The 17,197-nt window shown below is 72.1% G+C and carries 19 protein-coding genes; 14 read left to right on the top strand and 5 right to left on the bottom strand.

The genetic code is table 11. The features are described 5' to 3' along the window. Position 1: 1 nt before the first annotated feature. Positions 2–424 (top strand): NAD(+)--rifampin ADP-ribosyltransferase, encoded by a 423-nt coding sequence (gene arr / locus HP445_RS15285; RefSeq protein ID WP_128779770.1) that lies wholly within the window; start codon positions 2–4, stop codon positions 422–424. A 6-nt stretch (positions 425–430) separates the two neighbouring features. On the opposite strand, the gene HP445_RS15280 is transcribed toward arr, so the two are convergent. Together HP445_RS15280 and HP445_RS15275 are read right to left on the bottom strand one after the other, a co-directional pair. After that, the gene (locus HP445_RS15280; RefSeq protein ID WP_128779769.1) at positions 431–1,735 is read right to left on the bottom strand and encodes a glutathionylspermidine synthase family protein; all 1,305 of its coding nucleotides are present in this window, start codon (positions 1,733–1,735) and stop codon (positions 431–433) included. Then, positions 1,735–2,106 carry a tRNA-dihydrouridine synthase gene (locus tag HP445_RS15275; protein WP_152377983.1) on the bottom strand — a complete coding sequence of 124 codons (372 nt, stop codon included), beginning with the start codon at positions 2,104–2,106 and terminating at the stop codon, positions 1,735–1,737. The genes HP445_RS15280 and HP445_RS15275 overlap by 1 nt, the downstream gene beginning before the upstream one ends. Before the next feature lie 133 nt (positions 2,107–2,239). On the opposite strand from HP445_RS15275, the gene HP445_RS15270 reads away from it, so the two are divergent. Together HP445_RS15270 and HP445_RS15265 are read left to right on the top strand one after the other, a co-directional pair. Beyond that, a complete protein-coding gene (locus tag HP445_RS15270) occupies positions 2,240–2,755 on the top strand; it encodes a hypothetical protein (RefSeq protein WP_128779768.1) in 516 nt (171 codons plus the stop codon). 129 nt (positions 2,756–2,884) lie between these two features. Beyond that, positions 2,885–3,412, top strand: coding sequence for a COG4315 family predicted lipoprotein (locus HP445_RS15265; RefSeq protein WP_128779767.1), 528 nt, complete (start codon positions 2,885–2,887; stop codon positions 3,410–3,412). A gap of 45 nt (positions 3,413–3,457) precedes the next feature. On the opposite strand, the gene HP445_RS15260 is transcribed toward HP445_RS15265, so the two are convergent. Next, complete coding sequence (locus HP445_RS15260; RefSeq protein WP_128779766.1) at positions 3,458–4,111, bottom strand: TetR family transcriptional regulator; 654 nt, start codon at positions 4,109–4,111, stop codon at positions 3,458–3,460. A gap of 186 nt (positions 4,112–4,297) precedes the next feature. Between HP445_RS15260 and HP445_RS15255 the strand changes: the two genes are divergently transcribed. The 6 genes from HP445_RS15255 (at position 4,298) to HP445_RS15230 (ending at position 9,902) form a co-directional block, all read left to right on the top strand. Further along, on the top strand, positions 4,298–4,795 hold the full coding sequence (locus HP445_RS15255) for a hypothetical protein (RefSeq protein ID WP_128779765.1): 498 nt from the start codon (positions 4,298–4,300) through the stop codon (positions 4,793–4,795). Between the two features lie 3 nt (positions 4,796–4,798). Next, positions 4,799–5,641, top strand: a complete 843-nt coding sequence (locus HP445_RS15250; protein ID WP_128779764.1) for a trypsin-like serine protease — start codon at positions 4,799–4,801, stop codon at positions 5,639–5,641. Between the two features lie 169 nt (positions 5,642–5,810). Further along, a complete protein-coding gene (locus HP445_RS15245; RefSeq protein WP_128779763.1) occupies positions 5,811–6,902 on the top strand; it encodes a tyrosine-protein phosphatase in 1,092 nt (363 codons plus the stop codon). Between the two features lie 138 nt (positions 6,903–7,040). Then, entirely contained in the window at positions 7,041–8,060 is a 1,020-nt protein-coding gene (locus HP445_RS15240; protein ID WP_128779762.1) for a LacI family DNA-binding transcriptional regulator, read from the top strand. A gap of 169 nt (positions 8,061–8,229) precedes the next feature. Then, positions 8,230–8,880: a 2'-5' RNA ligase family protein gene (locus HP445_RS15235; RefSeq protein WP_111093233.1), complete on the top strand. Its 651-nt coding sequence runs from the start codon at positions 8,230–8,232 to the stop codon at positions 8,878–8,880. A 2-nt stretch (positions 8,881–8,882) separates the two neighbouring features. Next, positions 8,883–9,902, top strand: a complete 1,020-nt coding sequence (locus HP445_RS15230) for a LacI family DNA-binding transcriptional regulator (protein WP_164941093.1) — start codon at positions 8,883–8,885, stop codon at positions 9,900–9,902. 83 nt (positions 9,903–9,985) lie between these two features. Here HP445_RS15230 and HP445_RS15225 read toward each other — a convergent pair whose 3' ends face one another. Beyond that, positions 9,986–10,885 (bottom strand): inositol monophosphatase family protein, encoded by a 900-nt coding sequence (locus HP445_RS15225; RefSeq protein WP_128779760.1) that lies wholly within the window; start codon positions 10,883–10,885, stop codon positions 9,986–9,988. A 382-nt stretch (positions 10,886–11,267) separates the two neighbouring features. Here HP445_RS15225 and HP445_RS15220 point away from each other — a divergent pair, with 382 nt between their 5' ends. From HP445_RS15220 to HP445_RS15205, 4 genes are all read left to right on the top strand, one after another. Further along, a complete protein-coding gene (locus HP445_RS15220) occupies positions 11,268–12,113 on the top strand; it encodes a carbohydrate ABC transporter permease (RefSeq protein ID WP_231495659.1) in 846 nt (281 codons plus the stop codon). Further along, positions 12,113–12,943 (top strand): carbohydrate ABC transporter permease, encoded by an 831-nt coding sequence (locus HP445_RS15215; RefSeq protein ID WP_111033542.1) that lies wholly within the window; start codon positions 12,113–12,115, stop codon positions 12,941–12,943. The genes HP445_RS15220 and HP445_RS15215 overlap by 1 nt, the downstream gene beginning before the upstream one ends. A gap of 56 nt (positions 12,944–12,999) precedes the next feature. Continuing rightward, on the top strand, positions 13,000–14,337 hold the full coding sequence (locus HP445_RS15210) for an ABC transporter substrate-binding protein (RefSeq protein WP_128779759.1): 1,338 nt from the start codon (positions 13,000–13,002) through the stop codon (positions 14,335–14,337). A 122-nt stretch (positions 14,338–14,459) separates the two neighbouring features. Continuing rightward, positions 14,460–15,677, top strand: a complete 1,218-nt coding sequence (locus tag HP445_RS15205) for a glycosyltransferase (protein ID WP_241660349.1) — start codon at positions 14,460–14,462, stop codon at positions 15,675–15,677. Between the two features lie 31 nt (positions 15,678–15,708). Here the strand turns inward: HP445_RS15205 and HP445_RS15200 are convergent, their stop codons facing one another. Continuing rightward, positions 15,709–16,551, bottom strand: a complete 843-nt coding sequence (locus HP445_RS15200) for a hypothetical protein (protein ID WP_128779757.1) — start codon at positions 16,549–16,551, stop codon at positions 15,709–15,711. Positions 16,552–16,680: 129 nt separating this feature from the next. On the opposite strand from HP445_RS15200, the gene HP445_RS15195 reads away from it, so the two are divergent. Continuing rightward, positions 16,681–17,193: a hypothetical protein gene (locus HP445_RS15195; protein ID WP_128779756.1), complete on the top strand. Its 513-nt coding sequence runs from the start codon at positions 16,681–16,683 to the stop codon at positions 17,191–17,193. The last annotated feature ends 4 nt before the right edge of the window (positions 17,194–17,197 follow it).

The raw sequence follows: 17,197 nt of genomic DNA, 5'->3' as shown, positions 1-17,197 counted from the left end.
CATGGCAGCAGCAGACGAGACCGGTCCGTTCTGGCACGGCACAGTGGCAGCCCTGCGGCCCGGGGAGTTCCTCTCCCCCGGCTTCCGCTCGAACTACCGCCCCGACGTCGTGATGAACCACGTCTACTTCACGGCCACCCGCGACGGAGCGGGGCTCGCGGCCGAACTCGCGGCCGAGCTCGTGCCCGGCGACCGCGAGCCGCGTGTGTACCGCGTCGAGCCGACCGGCCCCTTCGAGGACGACCCCAACGTGACCGACAAGAAGTTCCCCGGCAACCCGAGCCGGTCGTACCGCAGTGCCCTCCCGCTCCGCGTGGTCGGCGAGGAGACCGGATGGACACGGCTCACCCCGGAGGCGTTGCGCCAGTGGCGGGAACGACTCATCGCAATCCCGCCCGAGGAACGCGGCGAGATCGTCAACTGACCGACGTCAGGCCGCGATGATGTTCGGGGCGAACCGGCACCAGTAGTCCGTGATCGGCCCGTCGGACTCGCGGATGCCGACTCCGAAGGACTCGCCGCCCACGACCCACGACCCGAGCACCGGGTGGTTGTGCCCGTTCGACCCCGGGAAGTCCGGGAGCTCGTGGTACTGCTGCCACACCCGTTCGGCCCCGGTGCCGGGGCGCCGGTACTCGCGACCGTTCGTCGTGACCGAACCGTCGGATCGGTGCACCGCGATGCCGTCGCCCTCACGCCCGAAAACGGGCTTCACGACGAAGTCGCGCATGCCGTTCGGACCGTCCGCGAAGGCCGGCAGCAGGTTCGGGTGACCCGGGAACAAGCGCCAGAGCGCGACGAGCAGCAGCTTGTTCGACAGGAACATCTTCCACGCCGGCTCGTACCAGCGGCCGACCCGCCCGCGGTCGCTGACCAGGAAGGCGCCGAACTCCTCGTCGCCCTGCGCCCGGTCGTCCCCGGAGACGAGGTCCTCCCACGGGTACAGCTTGAAGAGGTTGCGGATCACCGGGTACTGGGCCCCCGGAGCGTCCCCGGGCAGCGTGAACACGCTCCGCGACGAACCGACCGGCTCCTGGTCGCCGACGAACTGGCGGGCCGTCGCGTGCCAGCCGATGTCCTTCATCTCGATGCCGGTGTGCTCCCACCCGGCCTCCCCCGCCAGGTCGCGCATGTAGGCCACCGTGTCCCAGTCCTCGCCCGCCGTGTCGAGGTCGGAGTGCGCCACGAACAGTCGGCCACCGTCCTCGGCGCGCAGGGACTCGTGCAGCAGTGTCCGCCAGCGCGCCACCATCGCCTCGTGGATGCCGTTCCACTGGTCGGTCTCGGCGGAGAGTTCGCCGGTGGCGAGCCGGTCCTGCATCCAGTGCCACTGCGTGACCGATGCCTCGATCAACCCGGTCGGGGTGTCCCCGTTGTACTCGAGCATCTTGGCGGGTGAACCGTCTCCGGCGTAGGCCAGGTCGAACCGCGCGTACAGGTCGGGCTCATCGTGCTCGAGCGACCACGCGGCGAGGTCGAACCCGGCTCGCGTCAGGCCCAGCGTGCCGAGGGCGCCGGTGGCGAGGTACCGGGCGGCTTCGAGGCACATCCGGTGCAGTTCCTCGGTCTGCCGCTCGAGCGCCTCGACCTCCGGCAGCGTGAAGACGTACGCGGCGGTGTCGTTCCAGTACTCGACGGGCGTGCCGTCGTCGCGGACGGACCGCGAGTAGATCAACCCGGTCTGCTGGATCCGGCGCCGCCAGTCCGGACGCTCGGGGAACTCGATGCGCTCCATCAGCCGCCGAACCCACCGTGTCCGCCGGCTCCGCCGAAGCCGCCCTTGGTGACCGAGCTCCCGCGGGACGAGACGCCAGCCTTCGCGGTCTTCCCGGCGGGCAGGGCGCTCGTGCCGCCGGAGACCGCATCCCCGACGCCGGGGACCCTCGTGGCACGGTTGGCGAAGAGCGGCAGGAAGTACCAGCCGGCGTGCCCGCCGTGGTTGTTGCAGTCGTCGTCCGGCAACCGCTTCTCGGTCGCGTTGTCGCGGCAGATCTTCGCGTAGTCACTGTCGACGCCGGCGCCCTCGCCGCACCCGGTCAACGACGCTGCAAGGGCTGCGACCACCCCGATGGAGACGACACGGGAAGCACGGCGACGAACACTCACGAAGGGGAACAGTACCGCTCACCACGGACCGGTGTCCGCGTCGGCACGTTGGTCAGCGCAGACGATCGTCTGGCGAACCGGTAGCGTGTGTGGTGGCGGCCTCTGCCGCACACCGTCCACGAAGGGGCCGACCATGCCGCGGAGCACCGATCGGGTCCGGGCGTCTCCGATCGTCCTCGCCGTGGGGATCGCTGCGCTCGCCGTCGCCATCGCCCTGCCCGCGCCGTCACCGACCACGCCGGGTCCCGAGACGATCGGCCTCGGCGCATCCGGCGCACTCGGCGCCGCACTCGGGGCACCGCCGGTGACGAGCGGCGCGCACCGGTTCGCGATCCGCCCACCACGGACGGTCGGCACCAGCGGAGTGGTCAGGGTGCGGTTCGCCGGACTGGGCACCCCCGGTGCCGTCGTCGTCGTCGTCCACTACGGCAGCCCCGGGGACGACTCCGGGAACGAGCGCGTCGCGGAGGTCGAGCCGGGCAGCAGCGCCGTCGGCTCGACCGGCCGGTTCGCCTTCACGGCGGCGCTGCCCGAGCTGCCCCGTGGAGCCGACCGGGCGTCGTGGAGCGCTCGACTGATCGACCCCGCGTCGCTGGCCGTCCTCGGCCGCGTCGAGGGCGTCCACCTCGTCGAGCACACCGAGCGCTGATCACCGATCCACGGCCGGCACGATGAGAGGGCGCGCAGGGTGCTGGCTCCCGTCCCGTCCTGCGGTTACGTTCGCTAGACGAACGTCTGGCCAGCAGTCAGCGGCGAGACCTGACCTCGAGGAGCCCCCGTGTCGACACCCCACCGCACCCCGTCATCCCGACCCGCGTCCATCGCACTCGGGGCCGCGCTGCTCCTGACCCTCGGCCTCGCCGGCTGCTCCACCGCCGGATCCGCAGCACCCTCGCCATCACCGTCCCCCGCTGCGCAGGGCGACGCGCCCGCGACGACCGACTCGTCACCGTCGGTCGACGTGACCGTCGCCGCGACGACACTCGGCAAGGTCGTCGTCGACGGCAAGGGCATGACCGCCTACTACTTCGACGCCGACGTCAAGGACTCCGGCAAGAGCACCTGCACCGGTGGCTGCGCGACCGCGTGGCCCGCGATCGAGGCGACGACGGCGACACCGAAGGTGTCCGGCATCACCGGCAAGGTCGGCACCATCACGGGCGTGGACGGCGGACGGCAGATCACGATCGACGGCCGACCGATCTACACCTTCATCGGGGACAAGAAGGCCGGTGACGTGACGGGTCAGGGCGACAAGGGCGTCTGGTACGTCGTGAACCCGGACGGCACCGAGCAGAAGAAGTAGGGCAGGCACCCCGGCGGGACGGCAGGGATGCCACGCCCGCCGGGGTCAGTCCTCGGGCTCTGCCGGGTGCCCGCCCACGCGCACGGGCTCCACCTGCTCGAGCAGCGCGTGCACGCCCGGCAGTCCGAGCCCGGTGAAGAGCGCCGCCCACAGGTCACGGAGCTGCCCCTCGGTGTCCCGCGTCAGCCGGGCGCTCGTCCGGGCCCACATCACCCCGAAGGTCGACGTCAGCACGAGGTCCGCCGCACGTGCCCACTCGGGGTCGGTGGCCGGTCCGGTGCCGCCGCTCGAAGCCGACAGGTGCCGACGGACGTAGTCGTCCCACGTGAAGACCCGTGGAATCACCTCCCCCGCACCGCGGAGTTCGTGACTCAGGCGGATCGCCCCGGCAGCCACCGGACACCGTATGGCGTCGGAACAGGCGGACGTGAGCATGACGAGCAGGTGCTCGAGCCCCTCGGGCTGCCGGATCAGTGAGTCGATCGCCGCCCAGCGCGCCTGCTGCCGCTCGATGACCGCGAAGGCGAGTTCGTGCTTGGACGAGAACACGTGGTAGCCGATCGCCGACTTCGGGCGGTCCATCGCGGCGGCGACCCGCGCGAACGAGGTCCCCGCGTAGCCGTGGCTCGCGAACTCCGCCGCCGCAGCCTCGATGATCTGCTCGCGGGTCCGGGTCTTCGCCTGCTGCCGCTGGTTCATCGCACTCCTCGGTCGGGTCTTTGTTCATCATACGAACGTCTGGCCAGGAGACGGCAGCGGTCACGCCGGACGCAATGCCTCTGATCCCCTCAGCTTCAGGATTTCGATAGACGATCGTCTGGCGCGTTGTTAGCGTTCACGCACACCGGGCCACCCCGGCCCGCACCCACGAACCGAGGAGTCCCCATGCGTTCGACCCCGTCCACCCACCGCTCCCCATCGGTCCGCCGACTGACCGTGCTCGCGACCTGCGTCACACTCGGCGGCGCGCTCGCCGCCGGCGTCCTGGTCCCCGCGCAGGCCGGAGCCGCCACGATCTCCCACACGGCGCACGTCACACACGCCTCGACCCGGGCTGCGTCCGTGGCGTTCACCGCGAAGACCCACGGCGGGCCCGACCGGAAGAGCTTCACCGGCATCACCTTCGCCGGGACCGGGAAGCCCGGCACCCTGGTCATCGTCTACTACGACGCACCGGGCAAGCCGCGGGGACTGTTCAACAAGCACATCGCCGAGGTCACCTCGGGCGACGACGTCGTCAGCGCCAGCGGCCACTACCGCTTCACCGCGGCGTTCCCGGACCTGCCGCGCGGCACCACGACGCTGCACTGGCACGCCCGTCTCGGTGACCCGGACACCCTGTCGGTGATCGGACGCGTCAACGGCACCCGCACGCTCGGCTGACGCGTGACCCGCCACGCGCAACCGGCGCTCGTCCGCACCCTGGCCGTCGCCGTGTCCCTGGCGGCCGTCGTCGGGGCCACCCTCACCTGGGCTCCGTCGGCCTCGGCCACCACGAGCGACCCCGACCGGGTCGCAGCGCCGATCATCGCCGGCACCGAGGTCGGGGTCCCCGGCGGCACCTGCACGGTCGGTGCCGTGCTGGCCGTCAAAGGGTTCCGGAGTCAGCTGAAGCAGTACCAGCGAGCGACCCGGTGGGTGGTGCTCGCGAAGCACTGCGCGCCGCTGCAGGCACCCGTGCAGCTCGCCGGCGCGACCGTCGGCAACGTGGTCTGGCAGTCCGCGGAGTCGGACCTCGAACTCGCCGTCGTCCCGCCCCTGGCGTGCACCCGGGCCCGGGCGGCGACCGGGTCGTGCGACCCGTCCGTCGCAACGTGGACGCCCCGGGCATCGGGTCGAGTGTTCAACCGGGTGGACGGGGGCCTGACACGCGCCGCCGTCACCGGCATCGGCAAGCCAGATGCCGATCCCTTCTGCACCAGCGGGGCGGCGAGCGGGCTGCACTGCTCCTGGACGGCCACACGCGTGCCGGCAGGGAGCCGTCCCGGCGTGCAGCACCTCGCCGCCGCGCGCGGCGGCGCCGGAGCCGGCATCGAGCCGGGCGACGCCGGCGGACCGGTGATGAGCGCCACGAACCGGTTGTACGGGATCGTCTCGGGCAGTTCGACGAGGGCCGCAACGGGCACGACGAGCACGACGGGTTCGACGAGTTCGACGGTGCTGCTCTACACACCTGTCCAGCAGGTCCTCACCGAGCTGTTCCGGTACCGGCTGGCCCCGGCGTCCTGAGCCGCTGGCCGCCGGGTGGGCGACTGAGCGCTGCCTCATGACCCGGACACGCCCCGGCCACCTCGCCGCCACACCGCCGACGACCCGCGCCGCGATCCTGCGGGGAGCCGGACGCCACCACGTCCGGCTCCCCACGACCCCCGGGTCCTGATCAGATCGAGGTTGCCCCGTGTCCCCGCTCCGCCACTCCCCACTCACCCGTTCCCCGCGCACCACCCGCGTCGCCGCGACCGCCCTCGCCGGCCTGGCCGTCGTCGCCTCCGCCGCGTTCTCCGTCACGGCCGCCCACGCCGACACCACCCTGCAGCCGGCCTTCACCGCCGCCGACCACCCGATCACCGACGTCCCCGGGCTGGTCAACGGTCGCGAACTCGCCGCGGTCCACGGCCGGTCCGGGCAGACCGTGAACGCCCCGCGCCTCATCCGCTCCGAGTCACTCGACAAGGTCACCGCGGCGGGGGCCACGACCCTGGCCGACGAGTACCACGTCGACCTCGTCGTCGACCTGCGCACGCCGTCCCAGATCGCCGCGAAGCCGGACGTCGCGATCCCGGGTGCGCGCCACGTCGACATCTCGATGTTCGGCGCGGACGGCGACTACAGCGACGACACCGCGATGTACCACGACCTGGTCGACAAGGGCCGGGTCGACCAGGCGACACCCGGGTCGATGATCACCGCGTACCGCCGGGTGCTCCGGATCCTCGCCACGCACACCAGCGGCACGGTCCTGATCCACTGCTCGCACGGCATGGACCGCACCGGCACCGTCGTGGACCTGCTCGACCGGGTCCTCGGCGTGGACAGCGCGGACATCCTGCACGACTACCTGCTCTCGAACACGCAGCTCGGGGTGACCTGGGCGACACCGCAGCTGCTGCAGGGCACCTTCGAGCAGGACATCGCGACCGAGTACGGCGGCATGGGCTCGTACCTGACCGACACGATCGGCGTGACCAAGCACGAGGCCGCCGCCCTGCGCGAGCGTTTCCTCGTGTCGGACGACCCCACCGTGTCCTCGATCGCGGTCGCGGGCGTGCGTGTCCACCTGCCCGCCGCTGCCTCGTCGCACGGTGCGACCGTGACCGCCCCGGTCCGGACGCTGCGCGTCGCCGACGTCCACGTGCACACGACGAACCCGAACGCGGCCGCCGCTGTGCACGTGTCCGGCCGGACGGCACGCATCACGGTCACCGCCCAGGACGGCACCACGAAGAAGGAGTACCGCCTGACGGTCCGTCGCCCGGCGACGAAGCGCTAGCCCGGCACCCACACCGACCGCCCGCGGCCCGCGCCGGGCGGTCGGCGTGACCAACTGTTCACCACCACCGTCGCCCGGTCCGGGCGTCCCTCCGGCTACCGTGACACTCGTGCAGTCCTCCAGACAACGGCGCCCGCGGTGACCGGACACTCCGCCGTCCCGACCATCCACGACGTCGCCGCCCTGGCCGGTGTGTCGAAGTCGGTCGTCTCCCGCGCCCTCGCCGGCGCGTACGGCGTGGCTCCGTCGACGACCGAACGGGTCAAGCGGGCGGCGCTCGACCTGGGCTACGTCGCGAACGCGAACGCCCGGGGCATGTCGGCCCACCGCACGCACACGCTCGGGGTGTTCGTCCGCGATGCCTCCACCCCCTTCTACGGGCATCTGCTGACCGCGTTCCAGCTGCAGGCGGCGGCGCGCGGGTACCGCGTCGTCACCGCCACGGGTGCGGGGTCGTTCCCGGTCAGCGAGGAACGCCGGGCGCTCGAGACCCTGGTCTCCCTGCGCGTCGAGGGGCTCATCGTCTGCAGCGGCGCCCTGCCGATCGCCGACGTCCTGCCCTTCGCCGGCCGCATCCCGACGGTGGTCTCCGGGCGCCCCGAGACGAACGATGCGGTGAGCAGCGCGTACTGCGACGAGCGCGGCGGCGGACGGGGGCTCGCCGACCACGTCGCCGACCTCGGACACCGTCGCGTCGCCGTGCTGACGGTCGCACCGTCCGGGTCACTGACGCAGTCGGCGCGGACCGACGCGATGGTGCGCCGACTCCGTGCGCGCGGCGCCGAGGTGCTCCGGATCCGCTCCGAGGACCACGGAGCAGACCCCGAGGACCTCGACTCGTTCGTCGAGCAGGTCCTGCGGGCCGGCGGTGTCACGGCGATCATGGCGCCGAGCGACCGCTGGGCCGTCGGTGTGCTCGAGTCGATGCGCCGCCGCGGCCTCCGCGCACCGGACGACCTGTCGGTCACGGGCTACGACGGGGTCGCCCCACTCGCCACCGAGCTGCTCGGCATCACCTCGTGGCGACAGCCGCTCGGCCTGATCGGTCGTCTGTCCGTCGACGACGTGGTCGACCAGATCGACGGCCGTTCGACGGGCGTCACCCACAACGCGGTCGACGGCACCCTGGTACCGGGCCGGACCGCCGCCCGCGTCTGAGCGCCGGGGCGGAGCGCACCGACGAGAACGGCCGGCCCCGCGCCGCCGACACCCATCGTTCACCGTTCGGTCACGGACCGACGGGTGAGATCCGGGCCCGTCCGGTCGATCATGGGGAACGTTCCCGACCATCGGGAACGTTCCCCATCGACCGACCACGGACGGACCCATGCCCCAGAACGTCACCGCCAAGCTGCCGCGCGACCCGAGCGACCCCTACCGCCACGGCATCTACCTGCGCCCGGACGCCCGCACCTGCCGGGCCGTCACGGTCGTCACCGACCAGCTCCGCGCGCAGTACGGCCTGCTGTCGGCCGGCGCCTTCCCGCCGCACGCCACACTCGTCGGCAGCCAGCCGTTCGGTAGCAACGAGGACCAGGTCGTCGCGGCCGTCACGGCACTGCTCGACGGCCGACCGGCGTTCGACGTCCACAACGCCGGCGTCCGAGAACAGGGCATCGGGTTCGTCTACGACGTCGCGACCCGACCGGACGGCTCGCACAACGACGACTTCGTCCGGCTCGCCGCCGACATCGAGGCCGTGGTCGCACCGTTCCGGCAGCCGATGCAGGTCCCGCTGGCGAACGACTACGACCCGGAGCAGTACCGCGCGCACCTCTCCCTCGCCTCGCACGACCTGTACGGCCGGCCGGACCTGCACGACGAGGTCGGCGCGTTCATCCGCGAGCTCGACGTCGACGTGCCGACCGGGTTCCGCGGCGACACCGTCGTGCTCTACCGCACCGCGAGCCCGGACTGGTCCGGTCGCTGGTGGCAGACGATGACGTGGGAGCACGTCCACACCTGGAAGCTCGCCTGACCGTGGCCGCGACCCTCCGCGACGTCGCCGAGCGATGCGCCATCTCTCGATCGCTCGTGTCACTCGCCCTGCGGGGCGACGACGGTGTGTCCCGGCCACGTCGGGAACTCGCGGTGCGGACGGCGGACGAGCTGGGCCTCCCGGTCGGTTCGCTCGCCAGGCGACGCGCGCAGGGCGCGCCGCTCGTACTCGGGGTGGTCGTCACCGAAGCCGCGAACCCGTTCCACGACGAAGCGCTCCGGAGCGCACGCGCGACCGCGCAGACCCTGGGGTTCGCGCTCCGGGTCGCGGACGGGTTCCGTGACCCTGCCCGGTTGACCGACGGCCTGGAGGCCCTGCACGCCTCCCACGGATCGGCCGACGGTGTGCTCGGGGTCGCGGTCCTGAGCAGTCGGCTCGCCCCGGCACGGCTCGCTGCGGTCGCGCGCGACCTGCCGGTCGCGGTCCTCGGGTCGAGCGGGTCGGCGCTTGCCGGCCTCGGACTCGACACGGTGCGCGCCGACGAGGAGGCGGGCATGCGCGCGCTGGTGCTCCACCTCGCCGCACTCGGCCACCGACGCACGTGCTTCGTGGCGGAGTCCGACCACCCCTCGACGACCCCTCGTGCCGTCGCGCACGCCGCGGTCACCGCGCAGCTCGGCGCACCGGGCGACCACCGCGTCGACGACGTCGAGGCCCTGGCGGCCGACCCGGCGCGGATCGCCCGGCACCTCGGCGACGGGGTGACGGCGTTCGTCGCGACGAACGACGCGACCGCGGCGCGGCTCGTGGCGATCGCCGACGGCGCGGGGCTCGCACTCCCCCGGATGGCGGCGGTGACCGGGTTCGACGGCACCGGTCTCGGCGAACGCCTCGACCTGACGAGTGTCGACCAGCCGCGCGTCCGGATGGGCGCGCGGGCGGTCGAGCTCGTGGTCGAGCGGCTCCGGGGCCGTCGCGGCGACCGGCACGAGGTGCTCCCGACACGCCTGCTGCCGCGTGGGTCCACCGCGCAGGCGGTCGCCGGGCACGCGCTCGGCTGACCGCTCGCGACGCCCGCGTCGAACCGGTCGGCGGCCCGGTCTGCGGCTCAGTCGGCGGGCCGGCTGGCGGCCCGGTCGGCGGCTCAGTCGGTGGCGGTCGTGGCCGACAGCTCCTGCACCCGGCGCACCAGCTCGGCGTGCGATCCCCCGGCGCCGGCGGCGACGTAGTCGTCGGCCAGGTGGGCGCGGTCGACGGCTTCGCCCCCACGGAAGCCCCGGAACCACCCGCCGGCGCGCTCGAGCACCAGCGCTCCGGCGGCGACGTCCCACGGGTGCGTGGCGAAGCCCATCGTCACGTCCGACCACCCGGCGGCGACGTGCACCAGGTTGAGGGCGCCGCTGCCGAGGCTGTGGTGGTGGCGGTACCGGAGCGTCAGGTCCCGCAGCAGGTCGAACGCCGCTGCTTCGCCGAGCAGGTCGAGGTCCTGCTGCACCGGGAAGCTCGTCAGGACCGTCGCTGCGTCGTCGGGCCCGGACGACGAGTGCATCGGCGCACCGTCGAGCCAGGCGCCGTCGTCGTCCGCCGCGAACACGTGGTCGGCGACCGGGTCGAAGACCACGCCGGCGACGACCTCGCCGTCGACTTCGGCCGCGATCGAGATGCACCAGTACGCGAGTCCGCGGGCGAAGTTCGCGGTGCCGTCGATCGGGTCCACGATCCACCGGACCACGGGGTCCGCGGTGCTGCCGGTGGTGCCGGTGTCGCCTGCGGTGTCGATGCCCCCGGCGGCGCCGGTACTGCCGGTACCGCCGGTGGTGCCGCCTTCTTCGCCCAGCACGACCGAGCCCGGCACGGCCGCGGTGAGCACCGCCGTGATCGCCTCCTCCGCCGCGCGGTCGTGCAGGGTCACCACGTCGTGCGCATCGCGCTTCGTGCTGATCGTCATCGGGGCGCGGAACACGGCGAGCAGGTCGGGCGCGACGGTGCGCGCGGCCTCCTCGGCGATCGCCCGGAGTGTCTGGGGAGCAGGAACGGTTCGCATGGTCCCCGGTTCTACGACGTCGAGGCCCCTGGACGGCGAACCACGCCGGTCGACGGGCCGAACCCGAGGTGAACGCGCGGCGTGCGGCGGTGAACGTCGGCACCCGATCGTCGGAGGGGTTGAACGCGGCGTGAACGGGTGACGGCGGGTGGTCGACGTGCCTTGACCGGTCTCCGACCCCCGCCGCACAGTGGAGTCGTTCCCGGTTAGGGAACGTTCCCTACTCGGAGGAGTCCGCCCCATGACGGTCCCCGTCAGGTCCGGCCTGGTCGCCGGTCCCCCGCGTACCGCAGGGTCGCCGCGGTCGCCGCAAGCGCGGCGTCCACCCCGGGCGACCCGGACGACGCGGTCCTCGTTGCGCTCGGACCGACGGCTCGGTCTGGTGCTCCTCGCACCGGCGCTGCTCGCGTTCGCGGTCTTCGTCTTCTACCCGCTCGGCCGCGTCCTCGTCCTCAGCACCCAGGGCACCGACATCTTCGGTCAGCCGGCGGGCTCGGTGGGGCTGCAGAACTACGTCCGCACGTTCACCGACCCCGCGTTCGGGCGGACGATGCTGACCACCGCGGTCTTCTGCGTCGGCGTGGTCGTCGGCCGCATCGTGTTCGGTCTGCTCGTCGTGATCCCCCTGACCGTGAAGCTCCGCGGCCTGCCGGTCTTCCGCGCACTCCTGACGGCACCCATGGTCGTGTCCGTGTCAGCGGGGTCCGTCGCGTTCGCGGCGATGCTCGCACCCGGCAACGGGCTGCTGAACACGGTGATCACCCAGTTCGGCGGCGCGCCCGTGCCGTTCCTCACGAGCACCCAGTGGGCCCTGGCGAGCGTCATCGTCGTGACGATCTGGGGGTCGCTCGGGTTCACCGTGCTGCTCCTGCTCGGAGCGTTCGGCGCCATCGACCAGGACGTCATCGAGGCGGCGCACCTGGACGGCGCCGGGCCCGTGCGGACGCTCTGGTCGATCTCCCTGCCGCTCGTCACGCCGACGCTCTTCTTCGTCGTCGTGACCGGAACCGTCGAGGCACTCACGACCTTCGGGCAGATCCAGATCCTCACGGGCGGTGGTCCGGCCGACTCCTCGAAGACCCTCGTCTACGCGATCTACCAGCAGGCCTTCGGGTCCGGCAGCGCGAACTTCGGCCTCGCCGCCGCGCTCGGGGTCGTCCTGTTCCTGCTGGTCCTCGGGCTGTCGCTCGTGCAGTTCGGCGTGCTCGAGAAGCGGGTGAACTACTGATGCGCCCCGTCACCGCACGCCGGCTCCGGAGCGTCTTCGTCTACGCCTGGCTCGTCATCGCGGTCGTCGTCGTCTGCTTCCCGCTCTACTACGTGTTCGAGGGCGCGCTCACCCCGACCCGGTACCTGGACCAGGGCCTCGCCGGTCTCGTGCCGATCCACCTGACGCTCGACAACATCGTCCGCGCCACGCAGGTCGTCCCGCTCGGGCAGCAGTTCCTGAACAGCGTCGTCGTCACCCTCGCCCAGACGGTGCTGCAGGTCGTCATCGGCATCATCACCGCCTACGCCCTGGTGTTCTGTCGGCTCCGGGGCGCCCGTGCCCTGTTCCTCGTCCTGCTCGCCAGCATGATGATCCCCGGCGAGACGACCCTGATCGCGAACTACCTGACCGTCTCGTCGTGGCACCTCATCGACACGCTCCTGGTCGTCTTCCTGCCGTTCGTGGCCTCGGCACTGACGATCTTCCTGTTCCGCCAGGCGTTCCTGAGCTTCCCGGACGAGCTGCGCGAAGCCGCGGTGCTCGACGGCGCCGGACACTTCCGGTTCATCCGGTCCATGCTCCTGCCGCTCACCCGCCCGACGCTCGTCTCGGTCACCCTGGTGAGCGCGACGGCCGCCTGGAACGGGTTCTTCTGGCCGCTCCTCGTCACCAACTCGCCGGAGCACCGCACCGTGCAGGTCGGCATCGCCCAGCTGTCCGACGCCGAGGCCGCCGACATCGGCGTGGTCCTCGCCGGTGCCGCCATGGTGACCCTCCCCGTCCTGGTCCTCGTCCTCGTCGCCCAGCGGTTCCTCGCCGGTGGTCTCACCGCCGGGGCGCTCAAGTGACGACACGTTCGATCCCCTCCCCGACCCCCGCCCGCCCCACACCCGAAGGACGCACCATGCCCGCACGTCGTTCCACCGCCCTCACAGCACTCGCCACCGGGGCCGTCGCGGTCCTCGCCCTGACCGGGTGCTCCACGTCGAGCTCCGCGTCGGACAGCTCCGGCCCCGTCACCGTCGACTTCTGGCACGCCATGTCCGGGCCGCCCGCGACCGAGCTCGACGCGCTCGTCGCCCGCTTCAACAAGGAGAACGACCAGCACATCACCGTGAAGTCGTCGTTCCAGGGCGACTACGCGGCCGTCCAGACGAAGTACACGGCGGCGGTGCAGTCCGGCTCGACGCCGGACCTGCTCATGATGAACGACGTGTCGACCGGCTTCATGATCGACTCCGGCCAGACGGTGTCCCCCGCGAAGATCAGCGGATCGACGTCGGGCACCGACACGATCGCCCCGGCCGCCGCCACGTACTACAGCGACGGCAAGTCACTCGCGGCGATGCCGTTCTCGGTCTCGATGCCCGTGCTCTACCTGAACAAGGCACTCGTCGCGAAGGCCGGCCTCGACGCCACGAAGCCGCCGAAGACGCTGGCGCAGGTCGCGACCTGGGCCGAGAAGATCCACGCCGCGACCGGTGGCTACGGCATGAGCATGAACATGGGCGACTCGTGGATGCTCGAGGAGCTCAGCGCCTCGGGCGGCGAGCCCTTCTGCACGCCGGACAACGGCCGGAAGGGCAAGCCGGTCACCGGCGTTTCACTCACCTCGGACACCCAGGTGCAGTTCATGACCACGCTGCAGAAGCTCTACCAGGACGGCGCCGCCCTGAACCCCGGCACCGACTCGACCGTGCAGAACTCGGCGTTCTCGAGCAACAAGGTCGGGATGCTGCTGACCTCGTCCGGCGCCTACACGACGGTCGATCCGGACGGCTCGAAGTCGGTCGTCGCCCGGTTCCCCACCACGTCGGCCTCCGACGACGCCGGGCAGGTCATCGGCGGCAACGCGCTGTGGATCTCCGGCAAGGGCCACTCGTCCGCCGAGCAGCAGGCCTCGTACACGTTCGCCAAGTGGCTCCAGACGCCGGACGTGCAGGCCGAGTGGGCGAAGGCGACCGGCTACGTCGCGATGAACACCGACGCCCAGGACACCACCGTGGGCAAGCGCTCCCTGTCCGACCCGAACATCGCCACGATGTACCAGCAGCTCGCCGACGACCCCACGAGCGTCGCCGCGGCCGGCTGCATCACCGGAGCGTTCCCGACGGTGCGCGCCACCGTCATCGGCGCCTTCAACCGGATCGTCGAGGGCGCCGACGTCGAGTCGACCATGACCGATGCGGAGCAGCAGGCCGGCAAGCAGATCGAGTCGTACAACGAGGCCGCCGGCAAGTGAGCACGGTCGGCGCGTGAGCGCCCCGCGAGGCTGACCAAGGGTTCATGGAGCACGACCGTCGTTCGCCATACGGTTGTCTGACGAAGCGGGCAGGCGGCCCGTGCGACGATCGGAGCCCTGTGGTGTCTGCTGCGAACGGCCGCCCCGGCTACGGGGCCCCGGAACCCCTGCGCATCGTGTTCTCGTTCCCACGCGGGCGGGGACACCTCGCGCCGATGCTGCCGCTCGCCCGCGCGGCCGGCGCTGCCGGACACCGAACCGCACTGAGCGGCGCACGCGAGGCCGTCCTCGAACAGACCGGTATCTCGCACCGGCAGCCGCGGGACGTGGAGCTGCCGGCGAGCAGGCCGGGCACCGGCACCCTGACCCCGATCGACCCGAGCACGGTGCTCACCCGCGTCCCCCAGGTGTTCCTGGGGGACGCGGCCGCCGGGGCCGTCATCGACGTCGGACGGCTGGTCACACGGTGGACGGCCGACCTCGTGGTCTGCGGGGAGTTCGACTTCGGCGCGATGACTGCCGCCGAACGAGCCGGGGTGCCGTGCGTGGTGGTCCTGGCCTTCGCCTCGGCCGGCGGGACCTGGCGCGACGCGGTGCGAGAGCCGCTCGAGGCGCTCCGCCGACGCGCAGGACTCGAGCCCGACCCGCAGCAACACATGCTCGGCGGCGCGCTCACCGTCATCCCGTTCCCGGCGTCGATGCGATCCGGGCACGAGCTGCACGGCCCGGTCATCCGGATGCGACCGGACGCCTGGTCACCACCACCGTCGGACGCCGCGGCGTGGTCGGCCGCCGGCGACGGACCCCGCGTCTACGTCACGCTCGGCACCGAGTTCAACACGAAGTCAGGCGACCTGTTCGCCCGGCTCATCGACGCGCTCGCGGCCCTGCCGGCGCGGATCCTCGTGACCACCGGACCCTGGGTCGACCCGACGACCTTCCCGGTGCCGGCGGGCCCGGGAGCGATCCGGATCGAACAGTACGTCCCGCAGGACTCGGTGCTCGGGCTCGTGGACCTCGTGGTGAACCACGGCGGGTCCGGATCGGTGACCGGGGCGCTCGCGCACGGGGTGCCCCTGCTGGTCCTGCCGCTCGGTGCGGACCAGCTGCCGAACGGCAGTTGCGTCGAGACTCTGGGCGCCGGACTCGTCCTCGACGCCGCGACGGCGACCGCGGAGGACATCCGCACCGCCGCGTCGCGACTCCTGACTGAGCCGACGTTCCACGTCGCCGCCAGACGGATCCGGACTGAGATCGCCGCCGGCGATCCCCCGGCCGTCGTCCTCGCCGCCGTCGAGCGCCTGGTCGGCCTGCCCACGAACCGTGCTGACCATCGCTGAGCGGCGACCAGGTGACCCGAAGTCACTCCGGTCAGCGCACCAGGCAGATCGTGCTCAGGTCGACGTCCGGACCGGGCCGCGTGTACGACGAGGTGCTCTCGAGCCAGTCTGCGGTCGGCGAGATCTGGTCGGGGACCATGTCCGCCTCGGACCGTGCGTCGATGCCCTCGGACTCCCAGTACGCGCGGACGCGGTCCACGTCGCGGTTGGCGCCCTCGATCAGCGTGTGGTCCTCGGGCAGGAGTTCCTTGCCGTGCTCGTCGGTGTACTCCCCCGGGTGGTACCAGTACCGCCACCGGACCCCCTGGTGCGCGTTCGACAGCTGGCACTCCTCGCTGTACGCACCACCGGCTCGCTCGCCATCGCGGTAGGCGGACTTCCGGTCGCCACCGAGGATCCGCACCGTGCGGTCCCCGATCCGCTCGAGCGTGGCCCGGGCGTCACCGTCGGCGAAGTGCCGCTCGGCGGCGGTCGCCGGCTGCGCCCACCGCCGAGCGTCGGCGGCCACGCTCCGCACCTGCGACGTCAGGACCAGGCCGTTCCACGGCACGGCGATGACCAGCACGACGATCGCCGCAACGACGGCGACCAGTGAGTGGCGCGGTTCACGCCGGCGAGCCCGGACCTGCACGACGAGCACGACCACTGGGATCCCCACGGCGAGCACGGCGCCGATCACCAGCCGTGCCAACACGCCCCCGGCACCGAGCCGGTCGTCCATCGACCCGAAGTCGCGCGCCAGGTACGCCCCGATCTGGACCGCCCAGCTCACGACGAGCAGCACCGGCAGCACGAGCGCGATGGCGATCGCGTTGCTCCGCCCCGTCGTCGGGCCCGTCCCCTGGTCTCGCCAGTCCTGCTGTTCCGTGCCCATACCGGCCCCCGCCCCCGTGGTGTCGTGACCATCCTGTCAGCAGAACGCGCCCCGGGCCCGAGCGACGCCTCCGCCCACCCCCGAAGCGGTGGTGCCCCAGCGGCGCCTGTTGCTGCCAAGATGACCGACGTGACCACGACCACGCCTCGAGCCGATCTCGACGCCGCTGCCGACGGCTTCGAAGGCGGCTGGTTCCGCATCGACGACGACGTGGAGCACCTGGACGACGTGGTGTGGCGACCCGCCACGGATGCGGACGACACAGCGACCATCCCCGGCCCTGCCGCCGTCATCGTCGGTGGCGAGCCGCGCGAGCACGTCGGTTCGACGCTGCCGTTGGCGCAGCTGGCGGAGATCGACGTGGCACGTCAACGCACCGTGCGGAAGCTCTGGCTCAGCCCGATCACCATCGTGGTTTGTCTGCTCGTCGTGACCGCGCTCGAGGTCTCGGGTCTGCCGTGGCGGACGGACCTCGGCAGGCAGCTCCTGGTCGGACTCGGCACGGCCCTGCCGGTCGACGCGCTCTGCACCGCGATCTGGTGGCGGATCACGCGTGACCCCTCGGGCGCCGTCGTCCGCAAGATGGGCGGACACCGGACCCGCCAGCAGTACGACCAGCAGCGCGCCGTCCTCGAACGCTGACCGC

Origin of the sequence: Curtobacterium flaccumfaciens (assembly GCF_013359815.1) — a bacterium.
Lineage (GTDB): Bacteria > Actinomycetota > Actinomycetes > Actinomycetales > Microbacteriaceae > Curtobacterium > Curtobacterium flaccumfaciens.
The sequence above is the reverse complement of the archived record's forward strand: the minus strand, read 5'-3'. Positions and strand labels throughout refer to the sequence as shown.

What these genes read in the sequence shown, in the direction of transcription:
- arr (WP_128779770.1), top strand. Translation starts at nt 2, where the DNA reads ATGGCAGCAGCAGACGAGACCGGTCCGTTCTGGCACGGCACAGTGGCA.
- HP445_RS15200 (WP_128779757.1), bottom strand. Translation starts at nt 16,551, where the DNA reads ATGGGCACGGAACAGCAGGACTGGCGAGACCAGGGGACGGGCCCGACG.
- HP445_RS15235 (WP_111093233.1), top strand. Translation starts at nt 8,230, where the DNA reads ATGCCCCAGAACGTCACCGCCAAGCTGCCGCGCGACCCGAGCGACCCC.
- HP445_RS15210 (WP_128779759.1), top strand. Translation starts at nt 13,000, where the DNA reads ATGCCCGCACGTCGTTCCACCGCCCTCACAGCACTCGCCACCGGGGCC.
- HP445_RS15270 (WP_128779768.1), top strand. Translation starts at nt 2,240, where the DNA reads ATGCCGCGGAGCACCGATCGGGTCCGGGCGTCTCCGATCGTCCTCGCC.
- HP445_RS15260 (WP_128779766.1), bottom strand. Translation starts at nt 4,111, where the DNA reads ATGAACCAGCGGCAGCAGGCGAAGACCCGGACCCGCGAGCAGATCATC.
- HP445_RS15225 (WP_128779760.1), bottom strand. Translation starts at nt 10,885, where the DNA reads ATGCGAACCGTTCCTGCTCCCCAGACACTCCGGGCGATCGCCGAGGAG.
- HP445_RS15215 (WP_111033542.1), top strand. Translation starts at nt 12,113, where the DNA reads ATGCGCCCCGTCACCGCACGCCGGCTCCGGAGCGTCTTCGTCTACGCC.
- HP445_RS15255 (WP_128779765.1), top strand. Translation starts at nt 4,298, where the DNA reads ATGCGTTCGACCCCGTCCACCCACCGCTCCCCATCGGTCCGCCGACTG.
- HP445_RS15280 (WP_128779769.1), bottom strand. Translation starts at nt 1,735, where the DNA reads ATGGAGCGCATCGAGTTCCCCGAGCGTCCGGACTGGCGGCGCCGGATC.